Origin of the sequence: Brevibacillus jepli (genome assembly GCF_047229145.1) — a bacterium.
Classification (GTDB): Bacteria; Bacillota; Bacilli; order Brevibacillales; family Brevibacillaceae; genus Brevibacillus.
The window spans coordinates 40,768-60,068 of sequence record NZ_JBFEFW010000020.1 but is presented as its reverse complement, the minus strand read 5'-3'; the positions used below and the strand labels follow the sequence as shown (position 1 = coordinate 60,068).

The 19,301-nt window shown below is 48.2% G+C and carries 22 protein-coding genes and 1 other annotated feature; of the genes, 20 read left to right on the top strand and 2 right to left on the bottom strand.

Translation table 11 applies throughout. The features are described from left to right. Window position 1: 1 nt before the first annotated feature. From holB to rsmI, 6 genes are all read left to right on the top strand, one after another. Window positions 2–982, top strand: coding sequence for a DNA polymerase III subunit delta' (holB, locus tag AB1L17_RS20690; protein WP_412847014.1), 981 nt, complete (start codon window positions 2–4; stop codon window positions 980–982). Window positions 983–985: 3 nt separating this feature from the next. Further along, window positions 986–1,801 carry a PSP1 domain-containing protein gene (locus AB1L17_RS20685; protein ID WP_412847015.1) on the top strand — a complete coding sequence of 272 codons (816 nt, stop codon included), beginning with the start codon at window positions 986–988 and terminating at the stop codon, window positions 1,799–1,801. A gap of 28 nt (window positions 1,802–1,829) precedes the next feature. Beyond that, complete coding sequence (gene yabA, locus AB1L17_RS20680) at window positions 1,830–2,207, top strand: DNA replication initiation control protein YabA (protein WP_412847016.1); 378 nt, start codon at window positions 1,830–1,832, stop codon at window positions 2,205–2,207. Between the two features lie 102 nt (window positions 2,208–2,309). Next, window positions 2,310–3,077, top strand: a complete 768-nt coding sequence (locus AB1L17_RS20675) for a tRNA1(Val) (adenine(37)-N6)-methyltransferase (RefSeq protein ID WP_412847017.1) — start codon at window positions 2,310–2,312, stop codon at window positions 3,075–3,077. Then, on the top strand, window positions 3,028–3,327 hold the full coding sequence (locus tag AB1L17_RS20670; RefSeq protein WP_412847018.1) for a GIY-YIG nuclease family protein: 300 nt from the start codon (window positions 3,028–3,030) through the stop codon (window positions 3,325–3,327). The genes AB1L17_RS20675 and AB1L17_RS20670 overlap by 50 nt, the downstream gene beginning before the upstream one ends. Then, window positions 3,324–4,196 (top strand): 16S rRNA (cytidine(1402)-2'-O)-methyltransferase, encoded by an 873-nt coding sequence (gene rsmI / locus AB1L17_RS20665; protein WP_412847019.1) that lies wholly within the window; start codon window positions 3,324–3,326, stop codon window positions 4,194–4,196. Before AB1L17_RS20670 ends, rsmI begins: the two co-directional genes overlap by 4 nt. A 180-nt stretch (window positions 4,197–4,376) precedes the next feature. Here the strand turns inward: rsmI and AB1L17_RS20660 are convergent, their stop codons facing one another. After that, window positions 4,377–4,625 carry an AbrB/MazE/SpoVT family DNA-binding domain-containing protein gene (locus AB1L17_RS20660; RefSeq protein WP_412847020.1) on the bottom strand — a complete coding sequence of 83 codons (249 nt, stop codon included), beginning with the start codon at window positions 4,623–4,625 and terminating at the stop codon, window positions 4,377–4,379. Window positions 4,626–5,067: 442 nt separating this feature from the next. Further along, window positions 5,068–5,322, top strand: a binding site (T-box leader). 57 nt (window positions 5,323–5,379) lie between these two features. Between AB1L17_RS20660 and metG the strand changes: the two genes are divergently transcribed. The 11 genes from metG (at window position 5,380) to spoVG (ending at window position 14,921) form a co-directional block, all read left to right on the top strand. Next, on the top strand, window positions 5,380–7,407 hold the full coding sequence (metG, locus tag AB1L17_RS20655) for a methionine--tRNA ligase (protein ID WP_412847021.1): 2,028 nt from the start codon (window positions 5,380–5,382) through the stop codon (window positions 7,405–7,407). Window positions 7,408–7,434: 27 nt separating this feature from the next. Continuing rightward, on the top strand, window positions 7,435–8,205 hold the full coding sequence (locus AB1L17_RS20650) for a TatD family hydrolase (RefSeq protein WP_412847022.1): 771 nt from the start codon (window positions 7,435–7,437) through the stop codon (window positions 8,203–8,205). A 358-nt stretch (window positions 8,206–8,563) separates the two neighbouring features. Then, window positions 8,564–9,661: a resuscitation-promoting factor gene (locus tag AB1L17_RS20645; protein ID WP_412847023.1), complete on the top strand. Its 1,098-nt coding sequence runs from the start codon at window positions 8,564–8,566 to the stop codon at window positions 9,659–9,661. Between the two features lie 171 nt (window positions 9,662–9,832). Further along, on the top strand, window positions 9,833–10,381 hold the full coding sequence (rnmV, locus tag AB1L17_RS20640) for a ribonuclease M5 (RefSeq protein ID WP_047074537.1): 549 nt from the start codon (window positions 9,833–9,835) through the stop codon (window positions 10,379–10,381). Window positions 10,382–10,384: 3 nt separating this feature from the next. Continuing rightward, window positions 10,385–11,281, top strand: a complete 897-nt coding sequence (gene rsmA, locus AB1L17_RS20635) for a 16S rRNA (adenine(1518)-N(6)/adenine(1519)-N(6))-dimethyltransferase RsmA (RefSeq protein ID WP_412847024.1) — start codon at window positions 10,385–10,387, stop codon at window positions 11,279–11,281. A gap of 212 nt (window positions 11,282–11,493) precedes the next feature. Further along, window positions 11,494–11,766 (top strand): biofilm formation stimulator Veg, encoded by a 273-nt coding sequence (veg, locus tag AB1L17_RS20630; protein WP_412847025.1) that lies wholly within the window; start codon window positions 11,494–11,496, stop codon window positions 11,764–11,766. Window positions 11,767–11,884: 118 nt separating this feature from the next. Beyond that, window positions 11,885–12,064 (top strand): small, acid-soluble spore protein, alpha/beta type, encoded by a 180-nt coding sequence (locus tag AB1L17_RS20625; RefSeq protein ID WP_412847026.1) that lies wholly within the window; start codon window positions 11,885–11,887, stop codon window positions 12,062–12,064. A 223-nt stretch (window positions 12,065–12,287) separates the two neighbouring features. Beyond that, window positions 12,288–13,166 carry a 4-(cytidine 5'-diphospho)-2-C-methyl-D-erythritol kinase gene (gene ispE / locus AB1L17_RS20620; protein ID WP_412847066.1) on the top strand — a complete coding sequence of 293 codons (879 nt, stop codon included), beginning with the start codon at window positions 12,288–12,290 and terminating at the stop codon, window positions 13,164–13,166. Window positions 13,167–13,221: 55 nt separating this feature from the next. Then, window positions 13,222–14,055, top strand: coding sequence for a pur operon repressor (purR, locus tag AB1L17_RS20615; protein WP_007719934.1), 834 nt, complete (start codon window positions 13,222–13,224; stop codon window positions 14,053–14,055). A gap of 6 nt (window positions 14,056–14,061) precedes the next feature. Beyond that, window positions 14,062–14,442: a RidA family protein gene (locus AB1L17_RS20610; RefSeq protein ID WP_412847027.1), complete on the top strand. Its 381-nt coding sequence runs from the start codon at window positions 14,062–14,064 to the stop codon at window positions 14,440–14,442. Window positions 14,443–14,633: 191 nt separating this feature from the next. Next, a complete protein-coding gene (gene spoVG, locus AB1L17_RS20605; RefSeq protein ID WP_007719936.1) occupies window positions 14,634–14,921 on the top strand; it encodes a septation regulator SpoVG in 288 nt (95 codons plus the stop codon). Between the two features lie 59 nt (window positions 14,922–14,980). Here spoVG and AB1L17_RS20600 read toward each other — a convergent pair whose 3' ends face one another. After that, window positions 14,981–15,997, bottom strand: coding sequence for a CobW family GTP-binding protein (locus AB1L17_RS20600; protein ID WP_412847028.1), 1,017 nt, complete (start codon window positions 15,995–15,997; stop codon window positions 14,981–14,983). Between the two features lie 192 nt (window positions 15,998–16,189). On the opposite strand from AB1L17_RS20600, the gene glmU reads away from it, so the two are divergent. The 3 genes from glmU (at window position 16,190) to AB1L17_RS20585 (ending at window position 19,250) form a co-directional block, all read left to right on the top strand. Next, entirely contained in the window at window positions 16,190–17,575 is a 1,386-nt protein-coding gene (gene glmU, locus AB1L17_RS20595; RefSeq protein WP_412847029.1) for a bifunctional UDP-N-acetylglucosamine diphosphorylase/glucosamine-1-phosphate N-acetyltransferase GlmU, read from the top strand. A gap of 21 nt (window positions 17,576–17,596) precedes the next feature. Continuing rightward, on the top strand, window positions 17,597–18,547 hold the full coding sequence (locus AB1L17_RS20590; RefSeq protein WP_007726399.1) for a ribose-phosphate diphosphokinase: 951 nt from the start codon (window positions 17,597–17,599) through the stop codon (window positions 18,545–18,547). A 94-nt stretch (window positions 18,548–18,641) separates the two neighbouring features. Continuing rightward, on the top strand, window positions 18,642–19,250 hold the full coding sequence (locus AB1L17_RS20585; RefSeq protein ID WP_412847030.1) for a 50S ribosomal protein L25: 609 nt from the start codon (window positions 18,642–18,644) through the stop codon (window positions 19,248–19,250). Window positions 19,251–19,301 lie beyond the last annotated feature (51 nt).

Sequence of the window (19,301 nt, the reverse complement as noted above, 5' to 3'; positions counted from 1 at the left end):
CATGACATGGACCCGTTTTTCTCAGCAGCCACGAGCACAGGAACTGCTGTATCATAGTTTGCGCAATGAACGACTGGCACACGCCTACTTGCTGGCGGGTCCCAAAGGCTCAGGTAAAAAGCAGATGGCCCTGCATCTGGCGAAGTCCCTTTTTTGTCCGGAAAGGGAGGCAGACGCCTGCGGGGCCTGTGTTACATGCAGGCGCATAGAGGGTGGTAATCACCCGGACGTGCTGTTTATCACGCCTGACGGGGCTTCTATCAAAATCGACCAGATCCGTTCGCTGCAAAAAGAAATGGCGATGCGAGCTGTAGAGTCGTCACGCAAGGTATACATCATTGAGCACGTTGATAAAATGACGACGCAGGCTGCCAACAGTCTTCTCAAATTTCTGGAGGAACCGCCCGCTGGTGTACTGGCGTTGCTTTTGACAGAGCACAGCCATGCGATTCTTCCCACGATTTTATCCCGATGCCAAATCGTTCAATTTTCGCCACTTTCTGCAGATGCGATAGCTGAAAAGCTGCGTGCAGAGGGCGTTTTGGCGGGAATGGCGCAGGTTGCTTCCCACATTACGACAAATGTGGAAGAAGCCATGGCACTCAGCCAATCAGAATCGTTTGCACAGCTAAGAAATCTAGTGATACAATTGGTGCAGGAGTGCAAACAGCGCAATTCATCTGCACTCTTTACGATCCATGATATGTTGCAAAAGAGCGACAAAAGTAAAGAGGAACTACCCCTCTTTTTAGATTTGCTCATCCTTTGGCTGCGCGATATCCTGTATTTGCAAGTAGGCAGGCATGCCCATCTCATTAACAGCGACCAACAGGATGTGCTGCAAGGACAAGCACTGGTATGGACAAAAGCTGAGCTCTTGCGTGGGATAGATTTGGTCATGGAGACGAAAAATCGGATAGAGCGAAATGCCAACGCACAGTTGGCTCTTGAGCGGTTGGTTCTTCAATTCCAGGAGGGATAACCCTTGTACGAGGTTGTTGGGGTCCGCTTCAAGAAAGCGGGCAAAATATATTACTTCGACCCTGACCGACTGCCGATTGAGCAAGATTGCACCGTCATCGTTGAAACGGCGCGAGGGGTCGAATTTGGCAAGGTCGTCATTGGCAAGAAAGAAGTAGCGGAGTCTGATGTTGTATTGCCGCTGAAAAAGGTCATTCGAATGGCAGACGAGCGAGATGCAAAGCAGGTGGATGAAAACAAGCAAGCCGCCAAGAATGCTTTTGCTGTATGCCAGACGAAGATCAAGGAGCACAAGCTCGATATGAAGCTGGTCGATGTGGAATACACATTTGACCGCAACAAGATCATCTTTTATTTTACCGCTGACGGCAGGGTTGACTTCCGCGAGCTGGTAAAAGACCTCGCCTCCGTATTCCGTACCCGGATTGAGCTTCGCCAGATCGGTGTGCGTGACGAAGCCAAAATGCTCGGCGGGATCGGGCCTTGTGGCAGGTTGCTTTGCTGTTCGACGTTCCTCGGCGATTTCGAGCCCGTCTCGATCAAAATGGCCAAGGACCAAAATCTTTCGTTGAATCCAGCCAAAATCTCCGGTCTTTGCGGCCGGTTGATGTGCTGTTTAAAATACGAGAACGACAACTATGAAAGCTCGCGGGATGAAATGCCGGATGTCGGCAAACTGGTCACGACCCCTATGGGGAATGGACGAGTAGTTTCCGTAAATGTACTTGACCAATCTGTCCAAGTGGAGCTTTCGATCGACAAGCGCGTCACTGAATTCGGTTTGGATGAGATTGCGATAGGGCTCCCCACCTTTGAATAAAGCGTGGGGGTAGGGGAGAGGTGAGCTAGTGGACAAACGGGAAATCTTCGTCAAGATGACGAGCCTTGAAGAACGTATTGGGGACCTTTATAAAGAGATTGGTGAATTGAAAGACGTCATCGTCGTTGTGATGGAGGAAAACGCCCAATTACTCGTTGAAAACCAGCACCTTCGCAACCGACTAGACAGGAAAAAGAGCGACTCCCAGGCAAAACAGAAGGGAACAAGCCCTGTCGCGAAGGAGAAAGCCAAAAAGGCAAAGGCAGTGGTCGGAGAAGGGTATGACAACCTCGCTCGTTTGTACGCGGAAGGGTTTCATATCTGCAATGTGCATTTCGGCAGCCTGCGAAAAGAAGGGGATTGCCTGTTCTGTCTCTCATTCCTGAGCGGCGGCCCTCAAAAATAAACGGTGAGTAACCAGCACCATAGAAAAAGCGACCTGGGCCACGTGTCAGGTCGCTTTTTTCGGAATTCATAAGACAAGAACAAAAGGGAGTACGAACGATAGATGGAACCTGTCATCAACGTGCCGCTGTATGAAACAGAGCGCATCGACGATTTACTGACGCATGAAATGAAAATTATCCAGAGCCACGAAGTGTTTTGCTTCTCCATGGACGCTGTTCTATTGGCGAGGTTCGCTTCGGTGCCAAAGCGTGGAAAAGTCTTGGATATGTGCACGGGCAATGGAGCGATTCCGCTCATTATGACCACGCGTACGCCGGAGGCCAGTTTTGATGGAATCGAAATTCAAGAGCGGCTGTTCAGTATGGCGAGCCGCAATGTGACATTGAATAGCTTGGACGAACGGATTACGATGCATCGCGGGGATGTGAAGGATGCGGTGTCTTTGTTCGGGCACGGGAAGTTCGATCTAATCACGTGCAATCCGCCGTACATGCCTGCGACGAGCGGGGAGAAAAACATAAGCGAGCACTTTGCGATTGCCCGCCATGAGATCATGCTGTCTCTGGAGGATGTCATTCGAGTGGGGAGTCAGCTGCTGAAAAACGGTGGAAAGCTGGCGCTCGTGCATCGATCGACACGTTTAATCGACATTGTTTCTCTTATGCGCCAATACGGCATTGAGCCGAAGCGGATGCGATTGGTTTATCCGCGCAGGGAAGCAGAGCCGAATATGGTTCTGATCGAGGGAATGAGGGGTGGAAAGCCGGAGCTGAGAATTCAGCCGCCGCTGATTGTTTATGAAAATGGTGAGCAATACTGTGAAGAACTACAGGAAATCTATTACGGCAGACGAGATTCCCTCGAGTAAGAGCCACTATGTCTACATCCTGTCTTGTGCGGATGGGACGCTCTACACCGGTTATACGACAGAACTGGTACGTCGCTTGGCTACTCATAATGAAGGAAAAGGCGCCAAGTATACCAGAGGCCGCGGTCCAGTAGAGCTGCTCTACTGGGAAGAGGGAGCAGATCGCTCCTGGGGCTTGAAGCGGGAGGAGAGTATCAAACGATTGTCGCGCAAGCAAAAAGAAGAATTGATTGGAGGGGCCTGTGAATGAACGTACAGCGCAGTTTTGCGTCAGAGGAAGCAGGAGTCCTTTATTTGGTCGCTACACCCATCGGCAATCTCGACGATATAACGGTGCGTTGTCTGGACACGTTGCGTGCAGTCGATGTCATTGCGTGTGAGGATACATGCCAGACGCGAAAGCTGCTGAATCATTTTCAAATTGAAAAGCGAACGGTCAGCTACCATGAGCATAATAAGGAAGCAAGTGGAAATGGGCTTTTGCAGTGGCTGGCCGAGGGGAAGAAAATTGCCTTGGTGAGTGATGCTGGCTTGCCCGCTATTTCTGATCCAGGGGCTGAGCTGGTACGTGATGCGACGGCAGCAGGATTCCCTGTCATCCCTGTCCCGGGTGCGAATGCAGCACTGACAGCCTTGATCGCATCCGGTCTGCCTACTGATCGCTTCGTATTTTGCGGTTTTATGGGACGCGAAAACAAAGAAAGACGCGAAGAGCTGGAGCGACTGAAGCGCTATCCAGAGACGCTGATTTTTTATGAAGCGCCCCATCGGGTAGAAAAGACGCTTTCTGCTATGCGGGAAGCTTGGGGAAATCGGCGAGCTGTCTTGGCTAGGGAGTTGACCAAGCGTTACGAGGAATTTGTGCGCGGGACGTTGGATGAGCTGTTGGAATGGTTGCGTAGTGGCGAAGTACGCGGTGAGTTTTGTGTCATTGTCGAAGGGAACACTGGACCACTGGAAGCGGAAGTTGACGATTCATGGTGGCAATCACTGAGTGTTGTGGAGCATGTGGATCATTACTGCGCCCAAGGCATGGGGAAAAAGGAAGCCATCAAGCAAGCTGCGGATGATCGCAACGTATCCAAACGAGATGTTTATAACGAATACCATCGTGAATAGCAGGACACAAAGAGAGTAAGAGCTGGCCAATACGGTCGGCTTTTTCTTTTCGTCTTTTCGATGTTGCGTCCGATTTGTATGCCCCAAGGCTGTTTTTCTTTCGGGCCTTGTTGGAGAAAAATAAAATAGCCTTCGCAAGGCTTGTCCCTCACGAAGGCATGCATATGTAATCAAATGATGTTAGCGTTTAATAGGCATTTCAGTCAGGCAATCTTGGCACACAATTTTACCTTTAAAATGAGATACTTTATCAGCATTACCGCAGAAGATACAAGCAGGCTCATACTTTTTCAGGATGATGCGCTCACCATCTACGTAAATTTCCAAAGCATCTTTTTCAGCGATACCCAGTGTGCGGCGCAATTCGATTGGAATAACGACACGACCCAATTCATCTACTTTACGAACAATTCCTGTTGATTTCATCATAGTAAAATCTCCTCCCAAAATCTGTATATGTCGATGCTATTGTTAAACGCCATCATTTATCGTCAATATTCGACATTTTCTGTTGGGATTATCATACCAGCCATTCCCAAAGGTGTCAACATGATTTTGACAAATCTTTGAAAAGCAAAGTGTTTTTTGAAAATGAAAATGCTGTTATATCGGTGTTTCATAAAAGAATGGAAGCGATATGGAAATTTTTATGGATAAAATTTACTGGAAGAACTGGATGTCGAATAAGTCGATTCATGTCGAATGGCTACGTGTTAATTCGACAAAAACCCCAAGTTCTTTCTTTTCTTCTTTTATTTTGAAATTCCTGCATCCCTAACGAAAAGATTTATCCGCTGAAAATGGGGTGGCCTGAGATGTTTACAAAACAGGTTGGTCGTGTACAATAGAGGATAAATGCAGCAAATGATAGCAAACGACCATGATGGGAAGAGTAAGCCGATCCTCCTTATTGCAGAGAGCCGGGGTAGCTGAGAACCGGTATAAGCGAGCAAGCTGAACATGGACCCTGAGTCTTGCAGATGAACAGTGACGGAATTGGCCGTACTCAGTAGTTTGCGACGTAAGCCCACGTTACGGGTAGAGTCATGCTTTGACTCACCAAGTCCGTTTTCCGTGAGGGGACGGAACATTTGGGTGGTACCGCGAGATAGAGCTCGCCCCAATTTTTTTGGGGTGGGCTTTTCCTTATTTAATAAACGTAAACAGGAGGGGAATAGTTGCAATGAAACCTACTTATTACATTACGACACCGATTTACTACCCAAGCAACAAGCTCCACATTGGTAACGCATACACCACAATTGCGTGTGATGCCTTGGCGCGATACAAGCGTTTGCGCGGCTATGATGTGTATTACCTGACCGGAACTGACGAGCATGGTCAAAAACTCCAGGAGCGTGCAGCCGAAGATGGCAAGCAACCGCTCGAATTCATCGACCCGATTGTCGATTGGGTAAAGGACCTGTGGCAAAAGCTGGACATCTCTTATGATGATTTCATCCGTACTACAGAGCCACGTCATAAAGACGTTGTACAAAAAGTGTTCCAGCGTCTGCTTGATCAAGGTGATATTTATTTGGGCGAGTACGAAGGCTTCTACTGTGTACCTGACGAGGCATTTTGGACAGAGACCCAATGTAAAACCGATAATGGATATATTTGCCCAGACTGCGGACGCGAAGTAAAGAAAGTGAAGGAGAAAAACTACTTCTTCCGCATGTCCAAGTATCAGGACAGATTGCTTGCGCACATTGAAGCAAATCCTGAGTTTATCCAGCCAGAGAGCCGTCGCAATGAGATGGTCAACAACTTCCTGAAGCCAGGTCTTCAGGATCTGTCCGTGTCCCGCAGTACGTTTGACTGGGGAATCAAGGTTCCGAGCGATCCAGAGCATGTGATTTACGTATGGATCGATGCGTTGACGAACTATATTTCTGCCCTTGGTTATTTGTCCGAGGACGACAGCAAATACCGTAACTTCTGGCCAGCTAATGTTCACATGGTCGGAAAAGACATTTTGCGCTTCCATACGATCTACTGGCCGATTTTGCTGATGGCGCTGGATGTTCCGCTGCCAAAACAAATCTTTGGTCATGGCTGGCTCTTGATGCCGGACGGAAAAATGTCCAAATCCAAAGGGAACGTGATCGATCCGAAGGTGTTAATCGACCGTTACGGCTCTGATGGCGTTCGCTACTTCCTGCTGCGCGAGATCAACTTCGGCCAAGATGGCATCTTCACGCCAGAATCGTTCGTACAACGCCTGAACTACGACCTGGCGAATGACATCGGAAACCTGCTGAGCCGTACAGCTACGATGATTGAGAAGTATTTCGATGGGATTGTTCCAGCTCCACAAGATGCAGGAGAGCCGGACGACAGCTTGATCGGTCTGGCGATGAAAACGAAGGCGCTGGTGGAAGAGCATATGGAAGAAATGCGCTTCTCAAATGCACTGGCTCACATCTGGGAGCTGGTGGGACGTACTAACAAATACATCGACGAAACCATGCCTTGGAACTTGGCGAAATCCGAAGAAACCAAAGGTCGTCTGGCGACAGTTATGTACAATTTGGTTGAAAGCATCCGCATCAGCTCCGTTCTGATTCAACCGTTCATGACCAAAGCACCAGCGAAAATCTGGGATCAGCTGGGTATCCTGGGCAATGAAGAAGCAACGAGCTGGGAATCTGCCGCTGTATGGGGTGGACTGCCTGCTGGAAGCACCGTCAGCCGCAAGGAGCTGCTCTTCCCGCGTCTGGATGTTCAAGCTGAACTGGCTTTCATCGATGATTCGACAGCGGAAGCGCGTCGTCAAGCAGAGGAAAACAAGAAGAAGCAAGCAGCTTTGAAAGGGGAAGCACCTGTGAGCGAAACGAACACCAACCAACCAGAAGCAGCGACAGAAAAACCTGCTGATGCGAAAGAAGAAATCAGCATTGACGATTTTGGAAAAGTAGAGCTGCGCGTTGCACAGGTAGTGGAATGTGCAAAGCACCCAAATGCTGATAAGCTGTTGGTTCTGCAATTGGATCTCGGCTACGAGAAGCGCCAGGTTGTTTCTGGTATCGCGAAATACTACTCCCCAGAAGACATGGTCGGCAAAAAAGTGATCCTCGTAGCTAACCTGAAGCCTGTGAAGCTGCGTGGCGAGCTGTCTCAAGGTATGATTTTGGCAGCTTCTTCCGGAGATCAGTTGACACTTGCGACTGTCGATCCAAGCATGCCAAATGGAGCAATTGTGAAGTAACGAGGGCAAGGAAAGGAAGGACCCATCTTGTTATTCGAAACCCATGCGCATCTAAATGCGAAGGAATTTGATGAGGATCGTGCAGACGTCATCGCTCGTGCGCAGGAAAATGGCGTCAGCACAATTGTGAACATCGGATTTAACGCTGAAACGATTCCGACCTGCATGGATTTGGCTCATGCGTATGACTTTATTTACGCCGTCATCGGATGGCATCCGCAAGACGCCAAGGATATGACAGACGAACATCTGGAATGGATTGAAGAGCTCAGTCGTGATCCGAAAGTGGTGGGATTGGGTGAAATGGGCTTGGACTACTATTGGGATACGTCGCCTCGCGATGTGCAGGCAGAGGTATTCCGTAAGCAGATTCGCCTGGCCCGCAAGCTCGATATGCCGATCATCATCCACAATCGCGATGCTCATCAAGATGTGCTCACGATCCTGAAGGAAGAGAAGGCAGCAGATGTTGGTGGTATCATGCACTGCTTCTCGGGCAGCTGGGAAACAGCGAAGCAGGCACTGGACATGAATTTTTATATTTCGTTCGGTGGTCCGCTCACGTTCAAGAATGCCAAGCAGCCAAAAGAAGTAGCAGCCAAGGTACCGCTAGACAAGCTGTTAATAGAGACGGATTGCCCATATCTCACTCCTCATCCTTTCCGTGGAAAGCGAAATGAGAGCGGCTATGTGCGCTACGTCTGTGAAGAAATGGCGAACATTCATGGTCTGTCTTATGAAGAAATGGCAAAAATCACTGCAGACAATGCAAGACGTTTGTTTCGCTTGAATGACTAATAAAAACGGGAAATCACGATTGATCACGTGATTTCCCGTTTTTTTGTGTTATAGAACCTGGTTCTACTCCATTTTGTCGACGCATACGATGAACAATGTGTCGAACGATTATTGTCCATCCGACATGGCTCCTCGACAGGTTTCTGCTACCATTCGCCACGCATATTTTGCTAGTCTGATAACATTATCGCTTCAGCCAAAAGGGAGGGTAAATTTGACAAAGCCGGGAAAGTGAAATACAATCAAAGCCGACCTTGTGAAGTACCGGCCACTTCCAGAATATTAGTGCAATTACATCGACCCTTACCTGGCTAGACAAGAAGAGCCTCGTGCTTTTCTAGGAAAAGGAGTGTGGGAAATGGAGTTACGCGCGATATGGGAAAGGTATAAGGATCGTGGGCTAGTCTTTTTCGGCTGCCTTGCTCTTGTGCTCGTTCCCATGATTGGCTATTTCTCTGCCCAGGCTACTCAGCCAAAACAGGTCACTTTTTCGTTGGACGGAGAAAGCAAGACGGTCGCAACAAAAGCAAGGACCGTTGAGCAGTTCTTAACCGAGCGAAACATTACGGTAACGGAAAAGGATTCCCTTCAACCAACACCTGAGACGAAGCTAACAGACGGAACACTCATTACTTTATATACGACCTGGTCGATACCAATCCAGGTTGACGGGCAGAAAAAAACGATAGAGACACGTAGTCGTGATGTTGCTGGTGCGTTGAAGGACGGCGGCATCGTGCTAGGTGAGAAGGACCGGGTAGAACCGGCTTTGACCGCTACACTTACCAAGGACTCTTCGATCAGCGTAAAGCGGGTTGTTGAGAAAATGGTAAAAGTCGATGAGCGAGTCGCCTTTCAAGAAATACGCAAAAATGATCCAGCGCTGACAAAAGGCAATACCCGCGTATTACAGAGCGGGCAAGAAGGTAAGGCAATTGCACATTATAAGCTAGTCATGGAAGACGGAAAAGAAGCCTCCCGTGAACTGGTGAAAAGAGATGTACTTGTACCCAAGAAAGATAATATCGTAGCCGTGGGTACCGCAGTCCCAACGATGCAGAAAAAGGGTCAACCAGATCGGGTCCTGGTTGCTTCTGCATCGGGTCCGGTCTCGCGTGGTGGAAAAGTGTTTAGGCCGAAAAAAGTACTGAACGGGGTTACCCTGACCGCCTATACTCCTGCGGGAGGTGGCAAACACCCAAGCTCACCGGGCTATGGTCGCACAGCGACAGGGGTAAAAGCCAAGGCAGGTCACACAATCGCTGTAGATCCTAAAGTCATTCCTTATGGATGGTGGGTGTACATTGAAGGTGTTGGGTATCGTCGAGCTGAAGATACGGGTGGTGCCATGAAAGGTGGCAAGATCGACGTATTCGTAAGCACGGATTCCGAGGCGAGGAAATTCGGTCGCAAGCGTAATAAAACTGTATATATCATAGGACCACAGAAGCCTTAGGACAGGAGCGATTGCTCCTGTTCTTCTGTTTCCTCCATGGTTATTGTGATAAGCTGTTTATTAGTTAGACGATCCTGATTTACCAAATGTTACATGTATTTTTGGCTTTGGGTACGGTTTTTTTTGGAACACTAGTACCGTACCGACTTTGTACGAAAGTGGGAGCACATGATGAAGATCAAGGAAGTCATCGTGGTGGAAGGAAGAGACGATACCGCAGCAATCAAACGGGCGGTAAATGCGGATACGATTGAAACTGGCGGTTCTGCCATTCATAAAAGAACGATTGAAAAAATCAGGCTGGCACAACAAAAACGCGGTGTTATTATTTTTACAGACCCTGATTATCAAGGGGAGCGCATCCGCAAAATTATCAGCAAATCGGTCCCTGGCTGCAAGCACGCGTTTATTACGCAAGAGGACGGCACCAAAAAGGGCGACATCGGCGTAGAAAACGCAACGCCTGACGTGATTATTCGTGCACTCTCGGAAGTGCGTACCGAAATGGCGGAGACGGCAGGGGAGATTACCTCAGACGATTTGCTGGCAAATGGCCTTACGTCCGGAGTAGATGCCAAAGAACGGAGAATCAAGCTGGGAGAAGCATTGGGGATCGGGTACGCCAATGCCAAGCAAATGCTGCAGCGGCTCAATGCATTCCAGATCAGTCGAGCAGAATTCGAAGCGGCCATTACGGCCATCAACAAAGAGAGGGAGTAAGCGATGACCCAAATAGCGGGCAAGGATATTGCCACACCTACGCGCACGAAAGAAGTATTGGAGAAGTACGGCTTTTCTTTTAAGAAGAGTCTGGGCCAGAACTTCCTGATAGACACCAATATTTTACATAACATTGTTTCGGAGGCAGACCTTACCAAGGAAAAGGGAGCGATTGAAATTGGGCCCGGTATTGGTGCGCTGACGGAGCAACTGGGACGAGCTGCAAAAAAAGTGATGGCGATCGAAATCGACCAACGCCTGTTGCCCATTTTGCAAGACACGCTGTCTCCCTATGAAAACATCGAGGTCGTTCATGGAGATGTACTGGAGCTTAACCTAAAGGCATTAATAGAAGAGAAGATGGCAGGAGTGGAAAAGCTGAGCGTAGTGGCGAATTTGCCATACTATGTGACGACGCCAATCCTGATGAAGCTGTTGGAAGAGAGATTGCCACTAGAAAACATCGTGGTGATGATTCAAAAAGAAGTGGCAGAGAGAATTGCAGCCAAACCGGGAACGAAAGATTATGGTTCTCTATCAGTGGCCGCACAATTTTATGCAGAAACAGAAGTAGCAATGATTGTGCCTGCAAGCGTGTTTATCCCTCGTCCGAATGTGGATTCGGCCGTTATTCGCCTGAAGGTCAGAGATCGTCCTCCTGTCGAGGTAGACAATCAGGATGTGTTCTTCCGAGTGGTACGCAACTCGTTTGCACAGCGCCGAAAAACTTTGCTGAACAACTTAATGAACGGACTGTTCCTGAAAACCCAAAAAGATGAAGTAATACAGATGCTCACAGACATCGGAATCGAGCCAACACGCCGCGGTGAAACACTCAGTTTGGACGAATTCGCCCGCCTAGCTAACGAAAGCTTGCGCCGCGGACTGATTACTCAATAGCGAAATAAAAACCCTTGTTTTTGGGCGATTTAGTCCAGAAATGGGGGTTTTTGTATGTTTCCGCCCCTTATGCATATGTTTTGACAAATATCTACATTTTTTATGAAAAAAACCCCGTTGACAAAATATCTGCAGGGTTGCTATAATTTTTTATTTCTTTGACAAAATATAAGTGAGCTGTTATAATAGATGTAAGCGAGGTGGATGGAACAATGGCAAGAAACGCGTTACTTGACATTAAACGCAGTTTAGACGGACACATTGGTGAGCGCATCCTGCTGAAGGCTAATGGTGGTCGCCGAAAAACCGTCGAACGAAGTGGCATCCTCGAAGAAACTTACCCATCTGTGTTTGTAGTAAAGCTGGATGACGATCAACTCTTTGAGCGGGTATCTTACAGCTATGCTGACATCTTGACGGAAACAGTAGAGTTGACGGTGTGTAAGGAAAACGAGCACATCCGCATTACATTTGTACAACAGTAGAGCCCTTTTGGGTTCTACTGTTTTGTTTTTTGTATCGAAAAGCTCTGAACATTTGGTTGATGCGATAAATAAACTCTGCGTGGAGCACACTAAGCCTGTCAACGAGAAGGAGGGTGCTATGGGTCGCAGACGAGGGATGATGTCAGAGAAGTTCAAGATGGAGCTGGCCAAGGAGCTTGGGTTTTACGATACGGTAAAAGCCGAGGGTTGGGGAGGCATCACGACCCGTGACGCGGGCAACATGGTTAAGCGTGCTGTTCAGCTCGCTGAGGAAGCGTTAGCCGCCAAGCGATTGTAACGTTATTACGTTAGGGTTTCATCGTACGCACGTTTCTCACCACATAAATACTCGTTGACGGGGCCGGGGAATCCCGGCTTTTCGCCACCAAGAGAGCTGAATTTTCTAAATAACCACAATGATCTCGATCCTATTCTTTTTAATTGATCAAGTGGCATGGGAGAGTTTGGCTATGCTACAATAAGAGACTAGGAAATTTAGAAAGTAGGCAGAGGTGAACTACGTGCGTATCTCGGTCAAAGCTCCGGCCAAAATCAATTTGACTCTCGACGTGCTTGCCAAACGGCCGGACGGTTATCACGAAGTAGAAATGGTGATGACAACCGTAGACTTGGCAGATCGTGTGGACATGACTCTACGCGAAGATGGTGAGATTACGCTGGACTGCTCTGCCAGCTTCGTACCGGATGATATCCGTAACCACGCATATAAAGCGGCAACGCTCATGAAAGAAAAATTTCAAGTGCGCCAAGGCGTACACTTGTATATCGACAAACAAATTCCGGTTGCGGCTGGACTGGCAGGTGGCAGTAGTGATGCAGCAGCAACACTGCGCGGCTTGAACCAATTGTGGAATCTCGGTCTGACGAAGGATGAGCTGGCTAAAATCGGAGCAGAAATTGGCTCGGATGTGCCATTTTGCGTGTACGGAGGAACGGCACTGGCGACGGGGCGTGGCGAACAGATTGCGCATCTGGGAGTACCTGCACCGTGTTGGGTCATTCTGGCCAAGCCACCAATTGGCGTATCCACTCCGGATGTATACGGAAATCTGCGTGTGGCACAAATTGATAATCATCCCGATACCAAACAAATGCTTCAAGCCATAGCAACACAAGACTTTTCGTTAATGTGCCAATCTCTTGGAAATGTGTTGGAGAACGTTACGCTCTCCCTTCATCCACAAGTAAGGCAAATCAAGGAGCTCATGATCGCTTCGGGAGCAGATGGTGTGCTGATGTCAGGCAGTGGCCCTACTGTTTTTGCTCTTGTACAAAAGGAAGCGAAAGTACATCGGATCTACAACGCTTTGCGAGGTTTTGTCAAAGATGTGTTTGTTGTCCGAATGTTAGGCGCCCAAGATGGGGAAATACTTGCATAAACCCGTATGGAAATGATACATTAACAGCATAATATTCGGTTTTGGAGGAAGAGCCATGAAGAAATTGCGCAGAAGTGCACGTCTGGTTGACATGACGCAGCACTTGCTTGCCCATCCCCATACGCTGACTCCTCTCACTCTGTTCGCGGAACAATACGGCGCAGCGAAATCATCCATCAGTGAAGACTTGTCTATCATCAAGGAAGCTTTTGAAGTTCAAGGGGTAGGCTTGTTGAAAACGGTGGCGGGAGCGGCAGGCGGAGTGAAGTATATTCCACAGGTTAAAACGGAAGAGGCCCTTCACTTCATGCGCGAACTGATCGGTCAACTCGCTAATCCAGAGAGACTTTTGCCAGGTGGATATTTGTACATGTCCGACATTCTCGGAAACCCACAAACCATGGCGAAGATCGGGAAGCTCTTTGCAACCGCTTATGCGGACAAAAATGTAGATGTCGTTATGACGGTGGAAACAAAGGGGATTCCACTTGCGTATGCGACGGCTATGTTTTTGAATGTGCCTGTTGTAATTGTGCGTCGTGACAACAAGGTGACGGAAGGTTCAGTAGTGAGCATCAACTATGTATCAGGCTCCAGTAAGCGGATTCAAACCATGTCACTTGCTCGTCGCGGATTGGCCGAGCAGTCTCGTGTCCTCATTGTGGACGACTTTATGAAAGCTGGCGGGACGCTGCGGGGCATGATTGATCTGCTGCAAGAATTCCGCGCAACCGTTGTAGGATGCGGAGTACTGGTAGAAACGACAGCGGATGTTTCTGAGCGTTTGGTAGATGAGTACGTATCGCTTGCAAAACTGCAGGATGTAGACTTCAAGGGCAAGCAAATCGAAATAGAGCTAGGCAGTTTTTTTGAAAATAGAGGGGAGTAGATTTTGATGGCAATCTCTTTTGTTTCGACTGATAAGGCTCCTGCCGCTATTGGTCCCTACAGCCAAGCTGCAAAGGTAGGTCCATTTCTTTTTGCATCCGGTCAAATTCCTCTGCGTGCAGACGGCACTTTGGTAGAAGGTGACGTAGTAGAGCAGACCCATCAGGTTTTTTCCAACATCCAAGCGGTACTGGCAGAAGCCGGTGGCAGCCTGACCAACGTGGTGAAGGCGACTGTATTCATCAAGGATATGAATGATTTTGGCCAACTGAATGAAGTGTACGGTCACTATTTCGGTGATCACAAGCCAGCACGTTCCACTGTGGAAGTGGCGCGTCTGCCACGCGACGTAAAAGTCGAGATCGAAATCGTTGCATACATCGAATAGAAAAAAATGGAAAAAAGCCTGACGCTACGCGCGTTGGGCTGTTTTTTATGTCCAAAGTAGTGACTTACAAAATATGACATATAAACATATTTATATATTTTTTCAAAAATTGCATAAAGATAAGCAGGAATATTTACCCAGCGGGTGGAAATACTCCTAAACGCGTTACATAGATAAAGGGAGTGAACTAGATGGAAGTAACAGACGTAAGACTGCGCCGAGTGAATACGGATGGTAGGATGAAAGCGATTGCATCCATTACAATCGACCATGAATTCGTGGTTCATGATATCCGTGTCATTGACGGAAACAATGGTATGTTTGTAGCTATGCCGAGCAAGCGTACACCGGATGGAGAATTCCGTGATATCGCACATCCGATTTCTTCGACTACCCGTGAAAAAATCCAGGCAGCAGTTCTGACAGAATACGACCGCGTTGGTCAAGAAGAAGAGAGCACTATCGAAGCTGGTGCATAATTAAAATCCTTATACAAAGCACCCTGTCACTACTTGCGGCAGGGTGCTTCGGCGTCCGTTTAGCCGTAACATTTTTTTAGATCAGTCAAAATTATTTCTTGGTCCATTCCTTCTCCAATAAAGACAGCTACCATTTTGGGTCCGAAGTTTTCAAAAGGGAAGAGAAGTACCTGGTTATCGGTATGTTGAAACGATATCAATTCAGGCTTTCCATGAAACTGGACGTAGCCTTTTGCACGGTAGACGTTTTTGGGGAGATCGTATAGAAAGTCCTCGAACTTCTTCGCGTCTACTGGTCCAGTGAACATATAAGAAAACGTTTCGATACTATTGTAGAGAGAGGGCTGGCTTGTTTTCAGGCCAATGGATTGTTTGAGCCTGTCCAACGTTGACATGCGGCCGATACTCTTCTGTACGGCAATGGGGCGGCTCGGCTCATCGTCTAACGACTGCTGATGTGCGGTTCGTTTAATGGACAAAAGCCTGGAGATTTCTATTTCTGCTTGGACAGTAGAATGAATGGGTGCAGTCGGGTTGATTTCATGGAGCCTTTGTTTGACTCGCTCTACGACATCTGGACTGGTCAAATCCGTTTTGTTCAATAGAAGCAGGTCTGCGTAACGTACCTGGTTTCGTATCGTTTTGACCAACGATGCTGTCGAGGAAAACCGCGAATTGAGGTCGAGGAATCGAGAGGCGTCGACAACACTGATGGTTCCTTTTAACTCCAGTCGATCATACAGCTCTGGATGGGTGATTGTGTCGATGACGTCAAGCGGATCGGCCACGCCAGTTGTCTCTATGAGGATTCGATCCGGCGCTATGGAGTTCATGATATCTTTTAAGCCTTCAGTCAGCTCGCCTTTGATCGAGCAGCATATGCAGCCATCGAGCATTTTTTTGACAGGAAAGCCGAAGCCTTGCAATTGTTCCCCGTCAATATCTTCCTCCCCCATTTCATTCATCAAGACGACTACTTTCTGGTCGTGGATGCGCAAATGAGTTAGCCATTTTTGCAAAAGGGTGGTTTTTCCGCTACCTAAATATCCGGTCAGCAAGTATATCTCTGCGCTCATCTAATCCTACCTCCTTCAAATAACCCCTTTCGCCCAACGATATCATATTTTTATCAGAAAATTAAATGTTGTCTGCCTTGTGTCTAACTACTGGCAATGCAAGGAATCGTGATAATCCTGCATCGATTGTCTTGAAATTCACATATCATTTAGGATATAGTCATTGTGGAACTTCTACGATGGAGGGTTGACATGTCTAAGATCCATGCCGTGGTTCTGGCTGCTGGTCAGGGTACACGGATGAAATCGAAGCTGTACAAAGTCCTGCACCCTGTGTGCGGAAAGCCGATGGTTCAGCATGTTGTCGATACGATGGCTTCCATGCAGGTTCAGGATATCGTTGTCGTCGTAGGTCATGGTGCTGACTCTGTCCGCGCCAAGCTAGGCGAGGACGTCACTTATGCACTGCAAGAAGAACAGTTGGGGACGGCACATGCCGTTACGCAGGCAGCGCCGTTTTTACAAGATAAAGAAGGAACTACGTTTCTTTTATATGGTGACGTTCCCCTCTTGTCGGCGACTACGTTGTCCGCCTTGCTGACCTATCACGAAGAGCAGCAAGCGGCTGCAACCGTATTAACCGCCGTGTTACCTGACGCAACAGGTTACGGGCGTATCGTGCGCAATGAGGCGGGCGAAGTATTGCGAATCGTGGAACATAAGGACGCTACGGAAGCGGAACGGGCGATCAGAGAAATTAACACGGGCATATACTGCTATGACAACCGAAAATTATGGAAAGCCTTGGCGGAAGTGAAAAATGACAACGCACAAGGCGAATACTATGTAACAGACGTTGTCGGTATTTTGCGTGATGCGGGTGAAAAGGTAGTTGGATACGAAGCCGTTGACCCTGAGGAAACGATGGGTGTGAACGATCGTGTGCAGCTATCGGAAGCAGAAGCCTACATGAAAAAACGCATCATGACGGGTCACATGAGAAATGGTGTGACAATCATCGACCCAACTTCTACGTACATCGAAGCCGATGTGAAGATTGAGGCAGATACCGTGATTCAGCCAGGTTCTTTCCTGCGTGGAAAAACAACGGTCGGAGCTGATTGCGTGATCGGACCTCAAGCGGATCTGACGAATGTGGACGTAGCTAGTGGGGTGACTGTTTCCTATTCGGTGATGGTTGATTCGAGCGTGGAAAGCGAATCCACGATTGGACCATTTGCTTATGTTCGTCCGGGAACACAGATTGGACGCTCTGCGAAAATTGGTGATTTCGTAGAATTGAAAAATGCGAAAATTGGTGACGGTACGAAGGTTCCTCATCTCAGCTATGTAGGGGATGCGGAAATCGGAGACGGAGTCAATGTTGGCTGTGGTACGATTACTGTCAACTACGATGGTGCCGTGAAGCATAAAACGACGGTAAAAGATGGTGCCTTTATCGGTTGCAATAGCAATCTGGTTGCACCAGTCACTGTTGGAGAAAATGCTTATGTAGCTGCAGGCTCGACCATTAACCAGGATGTGCCAGATAATGCGCTTGCGATCGCACGTGAGCGTCAAGTTAATAAAATCGATTACGCGAACAAACTGCCTCGCAAGGGCAAAAAGCAATCATAACGGGAGGTTCTTGAGAAGATCATGGCTAACTACCGCGACCCAAAACTGAAGGTATTTACGTGCAACGCAAACCCGGAACTGGCAAAAGAAATCGCCGAACACATTGGTGTACCACTCGGAAACGCACAAGTAGTGCGCTTTAGTGATGGCGAATGCCAACTCAAACTCAATGAAAGCGTTCGCGGTTGTGACGTATTTGTCATTCAGCCAACATCTGCTCCCGTTAATGAGCATCTGATGGAGCTTTTGGTCATGGTCGATGCATTGAAACGCGCTTCGGCTAAGAGTATTAACGTGGTAATTCCTTACTACGGTTACGCTCGTCAAGATCGTAAAGCACGTGCACGTGATCCAATCACGGCCAAGCTGGTTGCTAACCTGATCGAGACTGCAGGTGCACAACGTGTGATTACGATGGATCTGCACGCAACACAAATCCAGGGCTTCTTCGACATCCCGGTTGATCATTTGCTGGGTGTGCCTATCCTGGGTAAACACTTCTCTGAAAAAGGTCTGAAGGATATCGTAGTGGTATCTCCAGATCACGGTGGAGTGACTCGTGCTCGTAAATTGGCAGAACGTTTGGAAGCGCCTATTGCCATTATTGACAAACGTCGCCCAGAACCAAACGTAGCCGAAGTAATGAACATCGTAGGTAACATCGAAGGCAAAACTGCGATCATCATCGATGATATTATCGATACGGCTGGAACAATCACACTGGCTGCTAGTGCACTTGTAGAAGCAGGCGCACGTGAAGTATATGCATGCTGCACGCACCCAGTTCTGTCTGGTCCTGCTATCGAGCGTATTGCTAACTCGAAGATCAAGGAACTGATTGTAACCAACTCGATCCCGCTGACAGAAGAACAAATTATCGATAAGATTACGGTTCTCTCTGTAGCACCAATCATTGGTGAAGCAATCATCCGTGTTCACGAAGAGCTGTCTGTGAGCAAGTTGTTCGATTAATCCACCAATCCCCAACATGAGGGGATTGAACTAAACCTCCGATGGACAAGCTAGTGAGGAAACTTTTACTAGCGGTCCTAAGGAGGTTTTTTTTGTGGAACAATTACAGGCACAGTCACGCGAACAAAAGACAGGCAATGCAGTAAAGTTACTTCGCAGGGAAGGCTGGGTGCCCGGTATTATGTATGGCAGCGATGTGGGCAACAGGACCATTCAGATCAAAGGAAGAGAGCTGGATGCTGCCCTGCGTCACCAGTCAACGAATAAGCCGTTCCGGTTGAGTGTAGACGGGGATACGCACGATGTCATGGTCTATGAGCTGCAACGGCATCCTTTGCAGGGGAACATTTTGCATGCCGATTTTAAGAAGATCAATATGAATGAAAAAATACACACGACCGTGCCTGTCCTCATGACGGGAGACCCGGAGCTGGGTGTGGCGACCCTTATCCGCCACAGTGTGGAAGTGACTTGCTTGCCAGGCAACATACCGGAATCGTTCCTGGTGGATGTCGACGGACTGAATATCGGGGATGTTGTACTGGTTTCCGATCTGAATGTCCCGCCCGGAGTAGATCTGGGGCTTGAATCTACGGAAGTGCTGATCAGTGTTCTGCCGGTGAAGGCCAAGTCCGAAGAATCGATAGATGCGGAGCAAGAAGCAGAAGCAGTCGCCGAAAAAGCAGGAACGGCTAACGAATAAAACAAGGGCATGGAAAAGAAGGGTCGAGGTGATTTCATCTGGGCCCTTTTA

Excerpts from the sequence above, each read along its gene's own strand:
- holB (WP_412847014.1), top strand. The coding sequence starts at position 2 with ATGACATGGACCCGTTTTTCTCAGCAGCCACGAGCACAGGAACTGCTG.
- AB1L17_RS20675 (WP_412847017.1), top strand. The coding sequence starts at position 2,310 with ATGGAACCTGTCATCAACGTGCCGCTGTATGAAACAGAGCGCATCGAC.
- rsmI (WP_412847019.1), top strand. The coding sequence starts at position 3,324 with ATGAACGTACAGCGCAGTTTTGCGTCAGAGGAAGCAGGAGTCCTTTAT.
- AB1L17_RS20660 (WP_412847020.1), bottom strand. The coding sequence starts at position 4,625 with ATGATGAAATCAACAGGAATTGTTCGTAAAGTAGATGAATTGGGTCGT.
- metG (WP_412847021.1), top strand. The coding sequence starts at position 5,380 with ATGAAACCTACTTATTACATTACGACACCGATTTACTACCCAAGCAAC.
- AB1L17_RS20645 (WP_412847023.1), top strand. The coding sequence starts at position 8,564 with ATGGAGTTACGCGCGATATGGGAAAGGTATAAGGATCGTGGGCTAGTC.
- rnmV (WP_047074537.1), top strand. The coding sequence starts at position 9,833 with ATGAAGATCAAGGAAGTCATCGTGGTGGAAGGAAGAGACGATACCGCA.
- rsmA (WP_412847024.1), top strand. The coding sequence starts at position 10,385 with ATGACCCAAATAGCGGGCAAGGATATTGCCACACCTACGCGCACGAAA.
- veg (WP_412847025.1), top strand. The coding sequence starts at position 11,494 with ATGGCAAGAAACGCGTTACTTGACATTAAACGCAGTTTAGACGGACAC.
- AB1L17_RS20625 (WP_412847026.1), top strand. The coding sequence starts at position 11,885 with ATGGGTCGCAGACGAGGGATGATGTCAGAGAAGTTCAAGATGGAGCTG.
- purR (WP_007719934.1), top strand. The coding sequence starts at position 13,222 with ATGAAGAAATTGCGCAGAAGTGCACGTCTGGTTGACATGACGCAGCAC.
- AB1L17_RS20610 (WP_412847027.1), top strand. The coding sequence starts at position 14,062 with ATGGCAATCTCTTTTGTTTCGACTGATAAGGCTCCTGCCGCTATTGGT.
- spoVG (WP_007719936.1), top strand. The coding sequence starts at position 14,634 with ATGGAAGTAACAGACGTAAGACTGCGCCGAGTGAATACGGATGGTAGG.
- AB1L17_RS20600 (WP_412847028.1), bottom strand. The coding sequence starts at position 15,997 with ATGAGCGCAGAGATATACTTGCTGACCGGATATTTAGGTAGCGGAAAA.
- glmU (WP_412847029.1), top strand. The coding sequence starts at position 16,190 with ATGTCTAAGATCCATGCCGTGGTTCTGGCTGCTGGTCAGGGTACACGG.
- AB1L17_RS20590 (WP_007726399.1), top strand. The coding sequence starts at position 17,597 with ATGGCTAACTACCGCGACCCAAAACTGAAGGTATTTACGTGCAACGCA.